At 72.5% G+C, this 17,927-nt stretch carries 9 protein-coding genes; 4 read left to right on the forward strand and 5 right to left on the reverse strand.

The annotated features are described in order from the left end of the window. Positions 1-257: 257 nt before the first annotated feature. Positions 258-806 carry a MarR family winged helix-turn-helix transcriptional regulator gene (locus N4G66_RS37030; protein WP_261708700.1) on the reverse strand — a complete coding sequence of 183 codons (549 nt, stop codon included), beginning with the start codon at positions 804-806 and terminating at the stop codon, positions 258-260. 185 nt (positions 807-991) lie between these two features. Between N4G66_RS37030 and N4G66_RS37035 the strand changes: the two genes are divergently transcribed. Beyond that, positions 992-2,266 carry an MFS transporter gene (locus N4G66_RS37035; protein WP_261708742.1) on the forward strand — a complete coding sequence of 425 codons (1,275 nt, stop codon included), beginning with the start codon at positions 992-994 and terminating at the stop codon, positions 2,264-2,266. A gap of 192 nt (positions 2,267-2,458) precedes the next feature. On the opposite strand, the gene N4G66_RS37040 is transcribed toward N4G66_RS37035, so the two are convergent. Then, on the reverse strand, positions 2,459-4,150 hold the full coding sequence (locus tag N4G66_RS37040; protein ID WP_261708701.1) for an ATP-binding SpoIIE family protein phosphatase: 1,692 nt from the start codon (positions 4,148-4,150) through the stop codon (positions 2,459-2,461). A gap of 130 nt (positions 4,151-4,280) precedes the next feature. Beyond that, on the reverse strand, positions 4,281-5,642 hold the full coding sequence (locus N4G66_RS37045; protein ID WP_261708702.1) for an NAD(P)/FAD-dependent oxidoreductase: 1,362 nt from the start codon (positions 5,640-5,642) through the stop codon (positions 4,281-4,283). Between the two features lie 376 nt (positions 5,643-6,018). Between N4G66_RS37045 and N4G66_RS37050 the strand changes: the two genes are divergently transcribed. Continuing rightward, positions 6,019-6,798 carry a TetR/AcrR family transcriptional regulator gene (locus tag N4G66_RS37050; RefSeq protein ID WP_261708703.1) on the forward strand — a complete coding sequence of 260 codons (780 nt, stop codon included), beginning with the start codon at positions 6,019-6,021 and terminating at the stop codon, positions 6,796-6,798. A gap of 331 nt (positions 6,799-7,129) precedes the next feature. Further along, positions 7,130-9,127 (forward strand): sigma-70 family RNA polymerase sigma factor, encoded by a 1,998-nt coding sequence (locus tag N4G66_RS37055; RefSeq protein ID WP_261708704.1) that lies wholly within the window; start codon positions 7,130-7,132, stop codon positions 9,125-9,127. Between the two features lie 202 nt (positions 9,128-9,329). Here the strand turns inward: N4G66_RS37055 and N4G66_RS37060 are convergent, their stop codons facing one another. Together N4G66_RS37060 and N4G66_RS37065 are read right to left on the reverse strand one after the other, a co-directional pair. Next, the gene (locus tag N4G66_RS37060; protein ID WP_261708705.1) at positions 9,330-12,956 is read right to left on the reverse strand and encodes a BTAD domain-containing putative transcriptional regulator; all 3,627 of its coding nucleotides are present in this window, start codon (positions 12,954-12,956) and stop codon (positions 9,330-9,332) included. Between the two features lie 376 nt (positions 12,957-13,332). Next, positions 13,333-15,426 carry an asparagine synthase-related protein gene (locus N4G66_RS37065; RefSeq protein WP_261708706.1) on the reverse strand — a complete coding sequence of 698 codons (2,094 nt, stop codon included), beginning with the start codon at positions 15,424-15,426 and terminating at the stop codon, positions 13,333-13,335. 930 nt (positions 15,427-16,356) lie between these two features. Between N4G66_RS37065 and N4G66_RS37070 the strand changes: the two genes are divergently transcribed. Beyond that, positions 16,357-17,778: an MFS transporter gene (locus tag N4G66_RS37070; RefSeq protein WP_261708707.1), complete on the forward strand. Its 1,422-nt coding sequence runs from the start codon at positions 16,357-16,359 to the stop codon at positions 17,776-17,778. Positions 17,779-17,927: the final 149 nt, after the last annotated feature.

Here is a 17,927-nt window from a genome sequence, read left to right on the forward strand (position 1 = left end):
CTTGTCTTCGCGGCTGTTGGGCCGTTCCGACGTCTCAAACTTTAGCGGATCTTCCCGGCAGTTCCTAATCGGGCCGCCGGACCCAAATCGAATTGAATTCAGGCACGCCGAATTCGCCCCGGTTGGGAGATCGTGCTGGTGGTTTGAGTGCCGCATCAAGCGGCGGAGGTGTCGTCGCAGAACCGTTACGGCCCCGTGGCAACTCGAAGAACCTTACGGATCCGCCAGGGCAGTGTCAACCTCCCCTGTCAAGATCTTTAATCGAGGTCGCTGAGCCGGCCGCCCGCGTCCGGCTGGGCGTCCTCCACCCGTCGGAGCAGGCGGGTCAGGACCTCGCCCAGGACACCCCGGTCCTCGGCGGAGAGGTCCTGGAGCAGGTCCTCCTCGAAGACCGTGGCGAGGCGCATCGCCTCCAGCCACTTCTCGCGGCCCTCGCCGGTCAGCTCGACGATGACGCGCACACGGTTCGACTCGTCACGCTCCCGGGTCACCAGCCCCTCCGCGACCATGCGGTCGATGCGGTGGGTCATGGCGGCCGGGGTCAGGCCCAGTCGTTTGGCGAGCTCGCTCGGGCCGAGGCGGTAGGGAGCACCGGCGAGGACCAGCGCCTTCAGGACCTCCCACTCGGCGTTGCTGATGCCGAGTGCGGCGGTCTGGCGGCCGTAGGCGACGTTCATCCGCCGGTTGAGGCGGGACAGCGCCGAGACGATCTTCTCGACCTGGGGGTCGAGGTCCTGGAACTCGCGCTGGTAGGCGGCGATCTGTTCTTCGAGTGTCGGCTCACTGACGCCGGGGGTGTCGCCCATGGCCCGAGTATCGCATGACGCCGCTTGGCGTCGAAGTCCTTCGAGGTGTAGAGTTCAAGTTCTAACTTTAGCTTCGAAGTCTTCAGATCTGCATCCATGCACGGAGAACGTGTCACCGACACGGTGTCCGGCACGGGCAGGCCCACACGGCTTCACGACCAAAGCAGGTGAACGTGACCAGGGCGATGGGCGCAGCGATGCGCCGGATCCACGTGGGCAACGCGCTCGGCGCGTTCGGGCTCGGCTTTACCGTCCCCTTCCTCTACGTCTATGTGGCGCAGGTGCGGGGACTCGGCTCCATGACGGCGAGCGTCGTGCTCGCCGTCTTCGCCGTGGCCGCTCTCGTCGTGCTGCCGTTCGCCAGCCGGGCGATCGTCCGGCGAGGCCCCCTGCCGGTCTTGCTCGTCGCGCTGGTCACCGCCGCACTCGGTGCGCTGAGCCTCGGGCTGGCGGACAGCGCGACGACCGTGGTGCTGTCGGCGGCGGCGCTCGGTGCCGGGCAGGCCGTGATGCAGCCGTCGCTCGCGACGATGATCGTGGACTGCTCCTCGGCGGACACCCGGTCGCGCGCCTTCGCGACACAGTTCTTCCTGCAGAACCTGGGCCTCGGTGTCGGCGGTCTCATCGGCGGTCACATCGTCGACCCGGACCGGGCGAGCTCCTTCACTTTGCTGTTCGCGATCGAGGCGGCGATGTTCCTGGTGCTGGTCGTGATCATGGCGACGGTGCGGATGCCGCACGCGCCGCGGATCACGGGAGACACACCCCAGTCCAGGGGCGGCGGCTGGAAGCAGCTCCTCGGCAACCGGGCCATGGTGCAGCTGTCCGTGCTGGGCTTCGTGCTGTTCTTCGCCTGCTACGGACAGTTCGAGTCGGGTCTTTCCGCGTACGGCGTCGAGGCGGCCGGGATCTCCACGTCCGCGCTCGGCACGGCGATGGCGGCGAACACGGCGATGATCGTGGTCGCGCAGTTCGCGGTGCTGAAGTTCGTCGAGCGCCGCAAGCGGTCCCGGGTGATCGCCGCTGTCGGGCTCATCTGGGCCGTCGCGTGGCTGGCGGCCGGGTACGCGGGCCTCGGGCACGGCAGCCGGACCATGGCCACGGCGGCCTTCGTCTCGACGTACGCGCTCTTCGGGCTCGGTGAGGCGATGCTGTCGCCGACGGTCGCTCCGCTGGTCGCCGATCTGGCGCCGTCCGGCATGGCGGGCCAGTACAACTCCGCCTTCGCCCTCGTGAAGCAGCTCGCGCTGGCGATCGGCCCGGCGGTGGGCGGCCCGATGGGGGCTTCGCTGCACGGCCCGTACATCGCGACGTTCCTGCTCTTCTCGCTCGGCATCACCGTCCTGGCCGTGCGGCTCGGGCGGCAGCTCACCCCCGTACAGAATCAGCCGTCGCTCGCGAGGAGCCGGGTGGTCGCGCAGGGCGGGGCTCCGGCGGAGCCGGTACCGGCGAACGCCTGACCGCCGGCAGCTGACCGTCGACGCCTGACTGTCAGGCGCCGGCAGGACAGGCGCGGGACGCGGACGGACCTACGACGGCCGCCATCACGTACGACGTGATGGCGGCCGTTTCGTATGCGGATTCCGCCCCCGGAGTGCGACCCCCTGCAGGCGATCCTCCGAGTTCTGTCCTGCGGGTTCCGTCCCGCGGGTTCATCTCTTGGATTCAGCCCCCACGCGCGGGAGCGCGAACTCGCACCACACCGCCTTGCCGCCGCCCGGTGTGCGGCGGGAGCCCCAGTTCGAGGCGATCGTGGCCACGATCGCGATGCCGCGGCCCGCTTCGTCGCCGGGTTCGGCGCGGCGGCGGCGCGGGAGGTGGTCGTCGCCGTCGGTGACCTCGATGATCAGGCGGCGGTCGGTGCGGCGCAGCCGCAGCCGCATCGGCGGGGTGCCGTGCTGGAGGGAGTTGGCGACGAGTTCGCTGGCGGCCAGGACGCCGAGGTCGTGCAGTTCGCCGGGGAAGCGCCAGCTGGCCAGCACGCCGGAGGCGAAGGCACGCGCGCGTGGGGCCGCTTCCATGCCGCCGAGCAGTTCCAGGGCGGCGTTGCGGAAGAGCTCGCCGTCGGGGCCCGTACGGGAAGGGTGCTGGAGGACCAGGACGGCGACGTCGTCGTCGTGGTCGGCGGTGACGCCGGCCGCGCGGACAAGGCGGTCGCAGATCACCTGAGGGCTGCCCGTGGCACCCGCGAGGGCGCGCTCCAGGGAGGCGATGCCCTCGTCGAGGTCCTCGTCGCGGCGCTCGACCAGACCGTCCGTGTAGAGGACGGCGGTGGAGCCGGGCCCGAGCGGCACCGAGCCGGAGGCGTGCAGCCAGCCGCCGGTGCCGAGCGGCGGCCCGGTCGGCTCGTCGGCGCGGTGGATGGTGCCGTTCTCGTCGCGCACCAGGATGGGCAGGTGGCCGGCGGAGGCGTACACCAGCCGACCCTCGTTCGGGTCGTGGATGGCGTACACGCACGTGGCGATCTGGTTGGCGTCGATCTCGGCGGCGAGGACGTCGAGGAGCTGCAGGACCTCGTGCGGCGGCAGGTCGAGACGGGCGTACGCACGGACGGCCGTGCGCAGCTGGCCCATGACGGCCGCCGCGCGGACCCCGCGGCCCATGACGTCGCCGATGACGAGCGCGGTGCGGCCGCCGCCGAGGGTGATGACGTCGTACCAGTCGCCGCCGACCGCCGCCTCCGTGCCGCCCGGCAGGTAGGTCGCGGCGATGCGCAGGTCGTCGGGCTCCTCCAACTCCTGTGGGAGCAAGGAGCGCTGGAGGGTCACGGCGGTCTCGCGCTGGCGGCGCTCGCTGGCGCGCAGCCGCTCGGCGGCCTCGGCGTGATCGGTGACGTCGGTCGCGAAGACGAGCACGCCGCGGCCGTCGCCGTCCGGGGAGGTGTCGACGGGGGTGCAGGTGAACGTGTAGGAGCGGCCGGTCGACACCTTGCGGGACTTGACGGTGCGGGGCTTGGCGCTGCGCAGGACCTGGTCGAGGAGCGGCAGCAGGCCGAGTTCGTCCAGTTCGGGCAGCGCCTCGCTCGCGGGCTCGCCGACGGGGCGGGCGCCGAAGGCCGCCGTGTAGGCGTCGTTGACGTACGAGAGGCGGTGCTCGGGGCCGTGCACGAGGGCGACGAGGGCGGGGACGCGGTCGAGGACCGCGCGCACCGGGAGTTCGTCGACTGCGAGACCGGGAGGGGCGTCGTCGGTGAGCTGCTCGACGCGGGCCGCCGGCACGGAGCCTTCCCCGCGCCGGCCCGGGGCGGCCGTGTGCGCAGTCGTGTGCGCGGCCGTGTGCTCGGTCCGCGCTGCGGCGCGGCGCTGCGTTCCGGGGAGCCGGGCGCTCCAGCGCGTGAAGTTCACAGTGGGGAAAGCCTCGTGTTAGAAGGGCGAGCGGTTCACCCGCCCAAAGTCGTGGACCTGTCTGGCAGTCTGACCGACCGGGCCGACATCCGTCAGACGCCGTCCGTGCCGGTGGAGTTCCTCGGTCCGGTCAGGACGACCCCTTCGGGTCGGTCGGAGGCTTCCCCCCGGCCGCCAGTTCGAATTCCGCACGGGGGTGTTCGAGCGAACCGAGGGACACGATCTCCCGCTTGAAGAGTCCCGCCAGGGTCCATTCGGCGAGCACACGGGCCTTGCGGTTGAAGGTCGGCACCCTGCTGAGGTGGTAGACGCGGTGCATGAACCAGGCAGGATAGCCCCTCAGCTTGCGCCCGTAGACGTGTGCGACTCCCTTGTGCAGTCCCAGGGACGCGACCGAGCCGACGTATTTGTGGGAGTACGTCTCCAGGGGCTCGCCGCGCAGGGCGTGCGCGAGGTTGTCGCCGAGGACCTTCGCCTGGCGCACGGCGTGCTGGGCGTTGGGCGCGGTCTCCTTGCCGGGCTCCGCGGTCACGTCGGGGACGGCCGCGGCGTCTCCGGCCGCCCACGCGTGCGTGACGCCGTCGACGGTGAGCTGGGGGGTGCACCTGAGCCGGCCGCGCTCGTTCAGGGGGAGGTCGGTCGCGGCGAGGACGGGGTGCGGTTTCACGCCGGCCGTCCATACGACAGTGCGCGTCGGGAAGCGCGCGCCGTCACTGAGGACGGCGACCCGGTCCGCGCAGCTGTTGAGGCGGGTCTCCAGGCGTACCTCGATGTTGCGCCGGCGCAGCTGGGTGACCGTGTACCTGCCCATCTCCTCGCCGACCTCGGGCAGGATGCGGTCCGAGGCCTCGACGAGGATCCATTTCATGTCCTCGGGCTTGAGGTTGTGGTAGTACCGCGCGGTGTAGCGGGCCATGTCCTCCAGCTCGCCGAGCGCCTCGACGCCGGCGTAACCGCCGCCTACGAAGACGAAGGTCAGGGCCGCGTCACGGATCGCGGGGTCGCGGGTGGAGGAGGCGATGTCCATCTGCTCGATGACGTGGTTGCGCAGGCCGATGGCCTCCTCGACCGTCTTGAAGCCGATGGCGTACTCGGCGAGCCCGGGGATCGGCAGCGTGCGCGCGATCGAGCCGGGCGCGAGCACGAGTTCGTCGTACGTGATCTGCTCCGCGCCCGCGCCCTCCTCCTCGGTGGCGAGCGTGCTGAGCGTGGCGGTGCGTTTGGCGTGGTCGATCGACTGCACCTCGCCGATGACGATCCGGCACCGGCCGAGGACACGGCGCAGCGGAACGACCACGTGGCGCGGCGAGATCGAGCCCGCGGCGGCCTCGGGAAGGAACGGCTGATACGTCATATAAGGGTCGGGCGAGACGACCGTGATCTCGACCTCGCCCCGCTTCAGTTCGGGCTTCAGCTTCCGCTGGAGGCGCAGAGCGGTGTACATCCCGACGTAGCCACCGCCGACAATGAGAATGCGCGCACGTTCCTTCACCGTCCCATGACGCACCCCGCTCCGGAGTTTGTCCACAGCCCCGACAATTTGTGTGACCGGTCGCCGACAACGTGCAGAGTTGGCCGATTTGCCGGAGTCCAAGGAAAAAGCGCAGGTCAAGGTGGGTGAGGGGGGTACTCGGAGGGGGCGCAACCGGGACGTACCCGGCCCGTACTCCGATCGGGGGGCGCTCTGTGCGGAACCTGCCCCTTCTGAATTGACCCCCTCTCAACTATGTTCGTGTGTCGACGGGGTGTAGGGGGATGCGCTCGGCGAGTCCGTACGACGGGCTCGCGCACAAGCTGTTCCACACGCTCCGGTCTGTCGATGGCGGGGAGTGTCTCCGGGGGGAGACGTCATTACCGGGGGAACGCTTATGCACATTCAGGACTCTCATTGGTCTTCCGCGTCGGCCATCGCACCTGGTGGTGCGATCGGCACGGCGACGAGCGGCAACGGCCGCGGTCCGGCGGACGGATCGCGCACGACGCCGCTGCGTGTGGACGCACAGCGCAATCTGGAACATGTACTGCGCGCGGCGCGCGAGGTCTTCGGCGAACTGGGGTACGGCGCGCCGATGGAGGACGTCGCCCGGCGCGCGCGGGTCGGCGTCGGCACGGTGTACCGACGCTTCCCCAGCAAGGACGTCCTGGTGCGCCGGATAGCCGAGGAGGAGACCTCCCGGCTGACCGACCAGGCCCGCGCCGCACTCGGCCAGGAGGACGAGCCGTGGTCGGCCCTCTCGCGCTTCCTGCGGACGTCGGTGGCCTCGGGCGCCGGACGGCTGCTGCCGCCGCAGGTGCTGCGGGTCGGCGTCGCGGAGGACGAGCCCGAGGCGGACGAGGCACGGGTGCCGCAGCAGCGGTCCCAGCTCGCGCCCGAGTTGCGGCTCGTCGAGCAGCGGCCCGCTCCCGAGGACGAGCCGGTGATCGCCTCGGTGGACGACGCCGGCGCGACGGCGCTGCTCGAAGTGGTCGGCAGGCTCGTCGACCGGGCACGCGCGGCGGGCGAGTTGCGCGCCGATGTCACGGTGGCGGACGTACTGCTGGTCATCGCGACGGCGGCGCCCTCGCTGCCGGACGCGGCCCAGCAGGCGGCGGCCTCGGCCCGGCTCCTCGACATCCTGCTGGAGGGCCTGCGCTCGCGTCCGGCGTGAACCGGACCGAGTTTCTCCGAGCACGTGGGTGTTCCGAGTATGTGCGGGCTCCCGGGCGCGAGTGCGATGTCACCCGCGCCCGGGAGCCTCGCTCGTTCATGACGCCATGCGCCCGTGCCGTCATGGCACCACTCCCGTGCAGGGCGGCAACTTCCGTGCATGCGGCGGCTGTCGACCGTTGACCATTCCCCGAACGAGTGGCAGTTAGTACTGCCGAGCGATAAATCCCCCCGGACGAGTGGTTGGTCCGTACGAGGAGGCTCCGCCCGGGAAGCCTGTGGCACTCTGTCCCGGTATTCGGGTCCGAGTGTGCAGGCGGGGGCTTTCCGCGATGAGTGGTGACGGGCGGGACGAGTCGCTCGGTGACGGTGGCACCGACGGCGGCACGGAAACCGGCGGCTCACCGTCGCGGCAGGTGCCGAGCCAGGGCGGCCCGCACAGTGGAAGTCCGCAGAGCGGAAACCCGGACACCGGCACCGCCGACCCCAGCGTGCCTTTGCAGCGCGACCGGTGGGACCCGCGCGAGGGCAGCGTTCTGCCTCCCCCGCTGGACCCGCCTCCCCCGGTGGACCCGGTCCCCCCGGTGGACCTGCCTCCCCCCGACGCCGGTCTGATCGAGCGGATGCGCGCGGGCGACGACACGGCGTACGAGGAGCTGTACCGCCGGCACGCCGAAGCCGTCCGCCGCTACGCCCGCACCTGCTGCCGCGACTCGCACACCGCCGACGACCTCACGGCCGAGGTGTTCGCCCGCATGCTCCAGGCCGTACGCGGCGGCAGCGGCCCCGAGCACGCCGTGCGCGCGTATCTCCTCACCACCGTCCGCCGGGTCGCCGCGAACTGGACGAAGACCGCAAAACGCGAGCAACTGGTCGACGATTTCGCGGTGTTCGCCGCACAGGCCGTCCGGGGATCCGAGGTCTCCGACGACACCCTCGACCTCGGCGCGGACGTACGCGCGATGCACGAGGCCGAGCAGTCCATGGCCATGCGGGCCTTCCGCTCGCTGCCGGAACGCTGGCAGGCCGTGCTGTGGCACACCGAGGTCGAGGACGAGTCCCCGAGCGAGGTCGCCACGCTCTTCGGCCTCGACGCCAACGGCACCCGTGTGCTCGCCAGCCGCGCCCGCGAGGGCCTCAGGCAGGCCTACCTCCAGGCGCACGTCAGCACCACGCTCACGATGGACGAGGAGTGCGCGCGCTACGCCGACCGGCTCGGCGCCCATGCCCGCGGCGGCCTGCGCACCCGCGCCGAGCGGGGGCTGCGCAAGCACCTGGACGAATGCGCCAAGTGCCGCCTGGCCGCGGGCCAGATCAAGGAAGTGGCCGGCGGCATCCCCGCGGTCGTGCCGGTCGCGGTCATCGGCTGGTTCGGTGCCGCCGGATACGCGAAGGCCGTCGCGCTCATCGCGGGTGGCGCCGGAGCGGGTGCCGCGGGCGCGGCGGCCGCGGCGGGCGGCGGTTCGGGAGGAGCGAGCGCCGGAGGCGGCGCCGCGCTCTCCGAGGGGATCGGCGCACCGGTCAAAGCCGGTATCGCAGCGGGTGTCGTCGCGGTGGCCGCGGCGGCGGTGGCACTCGCCCTGGTCGGCAACGAGAGCCCCGCCCCGCGGCCCGAGGCCGGACCGGCCGCCTCACCCGCCGTCGAAGCGCCGTTGCCGTCGCCGACTCCGCCCAGGAGATCCCCCGCGCCGAATCCGCCGGCGGTGGCTCACACACCGGCACCCACCCCGCCCTCCGAGCCGGGTCCGAAGCCCACGCCGAAACCGGCACCCAAGGCGGCCCCGAGCCCGCCCCCCGCACCGACTCCGACTCCGGCTCCCACTCCGCCGCCGAAGCCCACCCCGACGAAGGCCGACCCGGAGCCCACGCCGACCCCGACGCCTCCCCCGCCCGCCCCGCTCGTCTACCGGTGGAGCGAGCTGGAGTACGACGTCATCGGCGACCACACCAAGCCGGAGATGCGGCTGGGCGAGAGCAGCTGGGTCTGGCGGCGCGACGGAATGAAGATCGCGGACACCCGGTACGCGCACGGCGTGACCGTCCACGGCCGGTCCTCGGTCACCATCGACCTCAACCGCAGTTGCAGCTCGTACGAAGCGATGGTCGGGATCGACGACCTGATGATGGGCATGGGCAAGGTGAGGTTCTCCGTCTCCGCGGACGGGTCTCCCCTGTGGCGGTCGCCGCTGATCGAGGGCGGCGACCGGGCGGTCCCCGTCCATGTGAACCTCACCGGCCGCCGGACGATCCGGCTGGCCGTCGAGCCCCACAGCCCGTTCGACTCGGCGGCGCTGGGGGATTGGGCGGAGTCGAAGTTCCTGTGCCGGTAAGGGCTCAGCGCGAGCCGGCGTCCTTGCGCCACTGAGAGCTCGACTCGGCCCTGCGTACCCGAGGGAGGTACGGGTGCACCCCCAGGCACCGAGACACCCAGGGCACCCCCAGGGCACCCCCGAGACACCCAGGGCACCCCAGCGCACTCCAGGGCACGCCAGGCACCCGACGTACTCGACCTACCCGACGTACAGGTGACGCCTATTGCGCGGGGAGCTCCGCGAGTGCTTCGGTCAGGTCGCTCAGGGCCTCCTCCTGCGTGTAGCCGGAACCCCGGGCGCGCTCGGACTCGTAGCGGTCCGGGCCGAGCGCCGCGAGAGCCGCGGCTTCGACGCGCCGGGCATCGCCGCTCTCACGCTCGGGCCGCGGATCCCCTCCGCGCCAGCGGGTGCCGGCGGCCAGCAGCCGGGCCGCGACCGGGTGGGCACCCACCTCCGTGAGGAGACGCGCCGCGCCCTCGACGAGGCCTGATGCCACCACGTCGGCGCACCGCCCCTCCATCGCGTCCCGCAGCGCGGCGTTCAGCTTCCGCAGGCCGCGCACAGGGCCGGACTCGGCGGCCATGACAATGGCGTCGAGCCAGTCCAGCGCCGCCGTGAACTGCGGTGGCGGGGTGCCCCGGAGACTCTCCACACGCGCCTTCTCGCACAGTTCGCGCGCGAGAGCGACCTCCCCGTCGTCCAGGACCACTTGGGCACGCAGCAGATGGACGAACGCCCGGGAATCCATCACCCCGTACAGGTCGGCCGCGGCGCTCGCCTCGTCCAGGGTGGCCAGGGCCACGGACCGCTCGCCGGCGCGGTAGGCGATCTCGGCCAGCCGCGCCATCAGGAACGGCACCTCGGCATAGGCCCCCACCTCGTAGGCGAGCCGCAGCGCCTCCTCGTACTCGCCCTTCGCCTCGTCGAACCGGCTGCGCGCCATCGCGGCCTCCCCGGCCGCGCTGCACACCTGGGCCCGCATCCAGCGGTCCCCCACCCGTCGGCTGAGCCCGCGCAGTTCCGCCAGGTCCTCGTCCACCCCGGGCATACCTCCGGGGGCGTCGACGGCCACGTGCGTACGGAACATCAGGGCGACACCGATCTCCCATTCACCGCCGTACTCACGGCAGTTGGCGACCGTTTTGTCCATCGCGGGCCGTATGTCGTCCGGATCGCCCAGGAAGTGCGCGGCCATCGGCCAGATGATCCCCGGCATGCGCGCCGCGTCCGGACCGCCCTTCTCGAAAGCGGCTCGCACCCGCCCCACGTACTCCCGCAGCCGGACGTCCCCCCACTCGTCCAGCGGGACGACGTCCACCTTCATGAACAGGTGGAGCATGCGCAGCCGCATCCGCATGGCGTGCAACGGGTGCCGTTCGTCGCGCTCGGGATGATCGAGAAGTGCGCCGACCGGATCGACGCCTTCGAACTCGGAAAAAAGGCTTTCCCCGGCGGCGGACGCGACGGCGACGGAGGTCTCCGCGCCGAGGGCGGTCGACGCTCCGCCGCTCGCGGCATGCAGCCCACTGTCGCCACGGCCACCGCTGCTGTCACCACGGCCACCGCTGCGGATGCCACTTCTGCTCCCACTGCCGACTCCGCTGCCGCTGTGGCTGACGCCACCCGTGCAGTCGCCGCCCGTCGCCGCACGGTCGCCGGTCGACGCATCGAGCAACGCACCCAGCCTCAGAACGAGTTCCGTCCATTCGGCGCCCTCGCGGTGGAAGTTGCGCAGCCACCAGAACCAGCCCATGTCGAGGACCAGGGCACCCGCCTCTTCCTCGTCATGGGCGGCGAGTGTGCGGTGGAGGGCCGCCCGGACGTTGTCGAGCTCGGTCTCCAGGCGCCGGATCCAGGGGAGTTGGCCGGCCGAGCGCAGCTGGGGCTCTGCCTCCTCCGTCAGGGCGCGTACCCACGCGCGGTGGCGCCGCTCGGCAGCGGCGCGCAGTTCGGGAACCTCGGCGGCGCGCTCGGTGGCGTACTCGTGGATGGTCTCCAGCATGCGATAGCGCATCCCGCCACCGACACCGCCCTCGATGCTCCCCGCGCTCCCGGCGCCACCCGGAGCCGGCGGCACCGGATACGGCGCCGCCGTACCGTCCGTACCGTCCGTGCCGTCCGGGGTGGCGACGAGGAGGGACTTGTCGACGAGTGCGCCGATGAGGTCGTCGGCGGGACCGGTGCACACGGCCTCCGCGGCCGCCAGGTCCCAGCCGCCCGCGAACACCGACGCCTCGCGGAGCACGGTCCGCTCGCGCTCGTCGAGCAGATCCCAGGACCAGTCGACGACGGCACGCAGGGTCTGCTGGCGGGGCAGCACCGTACGGCTTCCGGAGGTGAGCAGCCGGAAGCGGTCGTCGAGCCGGTCGGCGATCTGCCGCGGGGTGAGCAGCCGCAGCCGGGCGGCGGCCAGCTCGATGGCCAGGGGCAGCCCGTCGAGCCGTCGGCAGATCTCGTCCATGGCGGCGGAGTCGTGGAGCGCGGTGCCGGCGTCGGGACGCACGCCGGAGGCCCGCTCCATGAAGAGGCGGCGGGCGGAATCGGGCAGGAGCGGCTCGACCGGGCGCACCGACTCGCCGGGGACGCCGAGGGGTTCACGACTCGTGGCGAGGATCGTGAGTCCCGGGCAGCGGGTCAGCAGCGTCTCGGCGAGTTCGGCCGCCGCGTCGATGACATGCTCGCAGTTGTCAAGGATCAGGAGCTGGCTGCGCGGGGCGCAGTACTCGACGAGCAGGGCGACCGGGTCGTCCTGCGGAACCGCCATCTCGTTGGTGATCAGCGCGGTTTCGCGCAGACCGAGGGCGCTGACCACCGCGCCCGGGACCGCCTCGGGCCGGTCGAGCGGGGCCAGCTCGACCAGCCACGCCTGCGAAAGCCCGGCGGCGGCTTCCTCGGCGAGGCGGGTCTTTCCCGAACCGCCCGGTCCGGTCAGCGTGACCAGGCGTGCCCTCTGCACATCCGAACGGATGGCCCCGATCTCGCGTTCCCGCCCGACGAACGAGTTCAAACGGGCACGAATGTTCCCGGTCCGCTGAGCACGGGAGGGATCCCCGGAGCCGGGACCGGCCTTCGGTCCGGACGGCACGGCGCCGCCCGTGCCGGATCGGGGCGCCTGCGGCCCGCGGACATCCGGCGGATCCAGCAACGCGGCGTGCAGGTCACGGAGTTCCGGCCCGGGATCCGCGCCGAGACCGTCCATCAGCCCACGCCGCACGTCCTCGTACGCGGCCAGCGCGTCGGCACCCCGGCCGCTCTCGCGCAGGGCGCGGATGAGCAGAACGTGCAGTGCCTCGTCGTACGGGTGGGCCGTCGTCAGCTCCTTCAGCTCCGGTACGACGTCGACGGCACGGCCGAGTCGCAGGTCCGCCTCGACGCGGCTGCGCGTCGCCTCCAGGCGCAGGGCCTCCGGGCGGGTCGCGGCGGCGCGGTCGGGGAGGTCCGCGAGGGCGGGGCCGTGCCACAGGGTGAGGGCTTCGCGCAGTCGGGCGGCGGCGGTACGGGCGTCGCCGTGGTCGAGCGCGGTCCTGCCCTCCGAGACGAGCCGTTCGAACACGAACAGGTCCACGTCGTTCTCGGCGGCCCGGAGCCGGTAGCCGCCGGTCTCCGAGGTGACCGCGTCCTTCCCGATGGCCCGGCGGAGGCGGCCGACCAGTGCCTGCAGCGCGGCCGGGGCGTCCTGGGGAGGATCGTCCGCCCACACCTCGTCGATCAGGGTGTCCGGGGTGATCGTGCGGGCGGGGTGGCACGCCAGGGCCGTGAGCAGCGCGCGGACCCGGGGGCCGCCCACAGTGACCAGGGCCCCCCGGTCGTCCTCCACCTGGGCAACCCCCAGAATCCTGTACCGCACGCCCCTATTCTCACCGCCTCACCCCGGCTAGGACACCGCGTTACCCCGGCGAGCCCATCACGACTGCCCCCGCCTTCCCGAGTCCCCCGAACCCCGGCCCAGCCACAACCCTGTTTTCGCCCCCTCCGCCCCTGCCCTCCCCCAAGGTCTCGGCTTCGCTCGGCCAGGGGGACCCCCATCACCCCTGGGGCTCCGCCCCAGGCCCCGCTCCTCAAACACCGGAGGGGCTGAATCCTGCCCCCGCAGCCAAAACGTGCGGGGCGGGGTGGGCTGCGCCCAAGCCAGGACGCACCCGCAGGGGTCCTCCGGCGGAAGGGGCCGTGCCACAACGCACCCGGCCCGGCGGCCGGCACCCGATGGCCGGACGCCCGGGGGCTCAGCCCCGTTGAGCCCCCGCCCCCAACGCCCTCCCCTGCGGAACGACCCCCGCGGGAACGGCCCGCTGCCGCGCCGGCGTCCCCGTCCAGCACGTCCCGCGCCGAGCCAGCAACCGGCGCAGCCACAGTTCGAGCGAGACGAGATCGGCCAGCCCGTCGAGGGGCAGCGGCGCCCCCTCCGCGGCCGAGCGCAGCGCCTTGCGGACGACTCGCGCCTCGACCAGCCCCGCCTGGGCGAGCAACGGCGTGTCGAACAGGGAGACAAGGGAATCGGCCGCCACCCGCAGCCCCGTGCGGGCCGCCGCGGCGGAGGACGCGTGGGACGGCGCACCCCACCCGGGAGGCAGATCGGCCACCCCGGCCCCCTCCAGCACCGTACGCAGAATCGCCGCCCTTGCCCCGGGCTGCACCCGCAGCGCCTCCGGCAGCTCACGGCACGCCCGGACGACCTGGTTGTCCAGGAACGGCGTGTGCAGCCGCTGGAAGCGGATTTCGGCGGCCTGTTCCAGGACGCGTACGTCCGCCGCGTGACGGGCCAGCGCGGCACGCGCGCGGAAGTCCCCCGGCCGCTGCCCGGGACCGACGTTCAGCCGCCCCCCGCCCCCTTGGAGGCGAACCGATACTTCAGCCAGCGCCTCCCCGGTCAGCCAGCGCGCCGCGGGCCCGGGTCCGGCCCAGCTCAGCGCGGCCAGCGACGCGCCCACCGCCCCTCCGGGATCCTCGAACCGCCGGTGCAGCAACTGCTCGGCGAGGACGTCGACTCCCGTGCGGTACGGCGTCCGGGCGAGCTTGCGCGCCGCGCCGTACACGCGCGCGGGGACCATCACCGACCCGTCGGCCTTCGTCAACGCGGCGACGGGCCGCACCAGATGGCGCCGCTTGCGGTCCATGAGCAGGTCGGCGAGGCGGGCCGGATGGGCGTCCAGCACCTGCCGCGCGCCGTAGCCCGTGAAGTGGTCCGCGCTGCCGGAGGCGAGCCGCGCGCGGTGGCGTGCCGCCGTCACCAGGGAGGGCCCCGGCTCGTCGGTCAGCGGCCCCTCCAAGTCGGCGTAGGGAAGGGTCTCTTCGCCCCCGGTGACGACCACGTGGTGCAGCCGGGGATTCGCGGCCAGCGTCCCGGCCCGCTCCAGCTCGGCCTCGCGCCCCCGCACGGCGAGGTCGTTGAAGGTCACCGCCAGGAGCCGTTCCCCTGCGCCGGTACCGTGTCCGAGGACCGTGCCGGGCGCTCCGGGAAGGCCGGCGGCGAGCAGTGCGAGGGTCCCGGAAGCGGGCCCTCCGGAAAGGTCGGCTCCGATGCCCGGCACCGGCGTCCCGCGCGCGGCGCGCCGCTCGGCCGGCCCCATGCCGGGCACGGGCCCGGGGTCCACATCGGCGCCCGGCACATGGCGGGGAGCCAGGAGGCGGGCGCGGACGGCCTCCACGAGGGCGTCCCGTACGGCGTCCACGGCGGTCGTGGGATCGGCGGTGGGCGCGGCGACGGCGAGGGAGGCGACGGGCTCGTACCCGGCGATCTCACGCGCACCGGCCCGCAGGATGAGCGTGTGCCCCGGCGGAATGCGGCGCACGCCTTCGTACGGGGTGGAGTCGTGCACCGCGGCCGGTACGTCGGGGGCGGCGAGCATCGCGGCCAGGTGCCCGAAGTCGAGATTGGCCTCGATGAGGTCGGCGAGCGGGAGCGCGGCGGTGGCGTAGGCCGTGCCGCCCGCCCAGGGGGTGTAGAACACGGGCCGTGCGCCGGCGAGATCACCGCAGACGGTCACCCTGCGGTCGACCTGGACGACCGCGGTGTAGCTGCCGGACCAGTTGGTGAGATGGCGGAGTGCTCCGCCGCGCGCGGCGAACAGTCCGACCCGCAGTTCCTCGTCGGAGGCGCCGCAGGTGCCGAGGACGGCGATGCGGCTCTGCGCGCCGGCTTTCACCACACGGACCTCGTCGGGGCGCCAGTCACCGACCGCCCACAGCGGATCGGGATCGCCCCACAGGAGTTGGGAACCCACCGGGTGCACGGTCTCGCCGTCGTTCCCGGTGGCGCCCGCCGAGCCGATCACGGACGCTCTGGCGACGGTGCTGCTCCACCCCACCAACCATCGCATCGTCGCCTCCACAGGCTGTGGACAACCAGTGCACCGTACGAACTCGGCACCATGCTGCCACGAAGGAGGCGTGTGGGAGGGGCCCTGCGGCGGCTTGCACTCCCCGAAGTGCGCCCCTGTGCGGACGCCCGCGCCGTCGCGAGGCGGCCGGGCAACCGGCAAATGCCGTGCAGGCAAGGCCCGTTGAGGCAGCAGGGCGCCGCGGCGCACACCCCCGGGGAATCACCCACGAACGGCCCGGGAACCGCCGCCGATCCGCCACCGGACCACCCCGAGGGCCGCCGAACCCCCCTCCGCCCGGCAGTTGACCCGTCATCCGAGCGAACAGGACGTCCCCGACACCGCCGACGCGCCCTCCGACACCCCGACCAGCGCGCCGGAACCCCCGCGACCACCCCTCCCGCACCACCCGACCCCCGACAGGTCGACGCGAATGCGCCCCCGATACGCTCCCTCAGGACGCCCTTAGCGCCCTCAACTGACGTGGTGGGAGCCCTAATTACCCTCCGGGGCAGCCATCGATTTTCGGCCAAATCGGCGATGGACGGACAAGCGCGGATACGCTCCGTACAGGCCTTGCGCACCGCTTCGGCAACGCACAGTCCGGGAGGCGGAGTTCGCCTCCCGGACCGGTCCGCCGCCCGCGGGGATGTAGGCGGCGGTGTCCCCCAGCCCACTGGATCCAGTACAGCGGGCCGACCCACGCATGTTCCATGGAAGCGCTCCCCCTTGTGGCCGGAGAAGAGCGCACGGACGGGCGCACGGCCACACAACGGGAGCACGCCACAACCGTCCGTACAGTCGTACGGACCACAATCCCGCCAACCGGACCTACGCCCCTTAACGCTGGGGATCGGGCGAACTACGCTGGGTTTACGAATGCCGCGTGGTTATGCCAGTGCGGCAGCCGTCTGTGTCGAGGGGTGGCGCATGTCCAGGGAGCAACGCGGGCCGAACGAAAAACTCGGCGCCGTTCTCGCCCTCGCGGGAATCAGCAACGCAGGACTCGCGCGTCGTGTCAACGATCTTGGCGCTCAACGCGGGTTGACTCTTCGCTACGACAAGACGTCGGTGGCGCGCTGGGTGTCGAAAGGCATGGTGCCTCAGGGCGCCGCGCCGCACCTCATCGCGGCCGCCATCGGCCAGAAGCTCGGCCGTCCGGTGCCGCTCCACGAGATCGGGCTGGCGGACGCGGATCCCGCGCCGGAGGTGGGCCTCGCGTTCCCCCGTGACGTCGGGCAGGCGGTGCGGTCGGCTACGGAGCTGTACCGCCTCGACCTCGCCGGGCGCCGGGCGGGCGGCGGCATCTGGCAGTCACTGGCCGGCTCCTTCGCCGTGAGCGCGTACGCGACTCCGGCCTCACGCTGGCTGATAACCCCGGCCGACAGTTCGGTGGCGCGCGAGGTGAGCCCCGGTGAGAGCTCCGGAGCGCCGCTGAAGGTCGGCCACAGCGATGTGCTGAAACTCCGCGAGGCGGCGGAGGACGCCAGGCGCTGGGACTCCAAGTACGGGGGCGGCGACTGGCGTTCGTCCATGGTGCCCGAATGCCTGCGGGTCGAGGCGGCGCCTCTGCTGCTCGGCTCCTACTCCGACGAGGTCGGCAGAGCGCTGTTCGGCGCGTCCGCGGAGCTCACCCGTCTCGCGGGCTGGATGGCCTTCGACACCGGCCAGCAGGAGGCCGCGCAGCGCTACTACATCCAGGCCCTGCGGCTCGCCCGTGCCGCCGCCGACGTGCCCCTCGGGGGATACGTCCTGGCCTCCATGTCCCTCCAGGCGACCTATCGGGGCTTCGGCGACGAGGGCGTCGACCTCGCCCAGGCCGCCCTGGAGCGCAACCGCGGTCTCGCCACGGCCCGCACCATGAGCTTCTTCCGACTCGTCGAGGCACGTGCCCACGCGCGCGCGGGTGACGCCCAGGCGGCCGGCACGGCACTGAAGGCCGCCGAGGGATGGCTGGAGCGGGCCCGCGACGGCGACCACGACCCGTCCTGGCTCGGCTTCTACTCGTACGACCGCTTCGCGGCCGACGCCGCCGAGTGCTACCGCGACCTGAAGGCGCCGCGTCAGGTGCGCCGCTTCACCGAACAGGCGCTGTCGAAGCCGACGGAGGAGTTCGTACGTTCGCACGGGCTGCGGCTCGTGGTGTCGGCGGTCGCCGAGCTGGAATCCGGCAATCTGGACGCGGCGTGCGAGCAGGGCGTCCGCGCGGTGGAGGTCGCGGGGCGCATCTCCTCCGCGCGCACCACCGAGTACGTGAAGGACCTGCTGCACCGGCTGGAGCCGTACGGCGACGAGCCGCGCGTGGTGGAGCTGCGGGAGCGGGCGCGTCCGCTGCTGATGGCTCCGGCATAGAGGTACTGGATCCGGCGTAGAGCCGACGGCTTTGGCGTGGACAGTGCGCCACAGCCCCGCGGCGCAAAAAAAAAGCGCGGGGCGCGGTTCCCGGGTTTGAGGGCGTTGTCAGTGGCGCAGTGCACTATCGAAGCCGGGAGGTGGTGCGG

Source organism: Streptomyces rhizosphaerihabitans, from assembly GCF_025399795.1.
In the GTDB taxonomy this organism is placed as follows: Bacteria; Actinomycetota; Actinomycetes; order Streptomycetales; family Streptomycetaceae; genus Streptomyces; species Streptomyces rhizosphaerihabitans.

What these genes read in the sequence shown, in the direction of transcription:
- N4G66_RS37070 (WP_261708707.1), top strand. Translation starts at nt 16,357, where the DNA reads ATGTCCAGGGAGCAACGCGGGCCGAACGAAAAACTCGGCGCCGTTCTC.
- N4G66_RS37055 (WP_261708704.1), top strand. Translation starts at nt 7,130, where the DNA reads ATGAGTGGTGACGGGCGGGACGAGTCGCTCGGTGACGGTGGCACCGAC.
- N4G66_RS37030 (WP_261708700.1), bottom strand. Translation starts at nt 806, where the DNA reads ATGGGCGACACCCCCGGCGTCAGTGAGCCGACACTCGAAGAACAGATC.
- N4G66_RS37035 (WP_261708742.1), top strand. Translation starts at nt 992, where the DNA reads ATGGGCGCAGCGATGCGCCGGATCCACGTGGGCAACGCGCTCGGCGCG.
- N4G66_RS37065 (WP_261708706.1), bottom strand. Translation starts at nt 15,426, where the DNA reads ATGCGATGGTTGGTGGGGTGGAGCAGCACCGTCGCCAGAGCGTCCGTG.
- N4G66_RS37050 (WP_261708703.1), top strand. Translation starts at nt 6,019, where the DNA reads ATGCACATTCAGGACTCTCATTGGTCTTCCGCGTCGGCCATCGCACCT.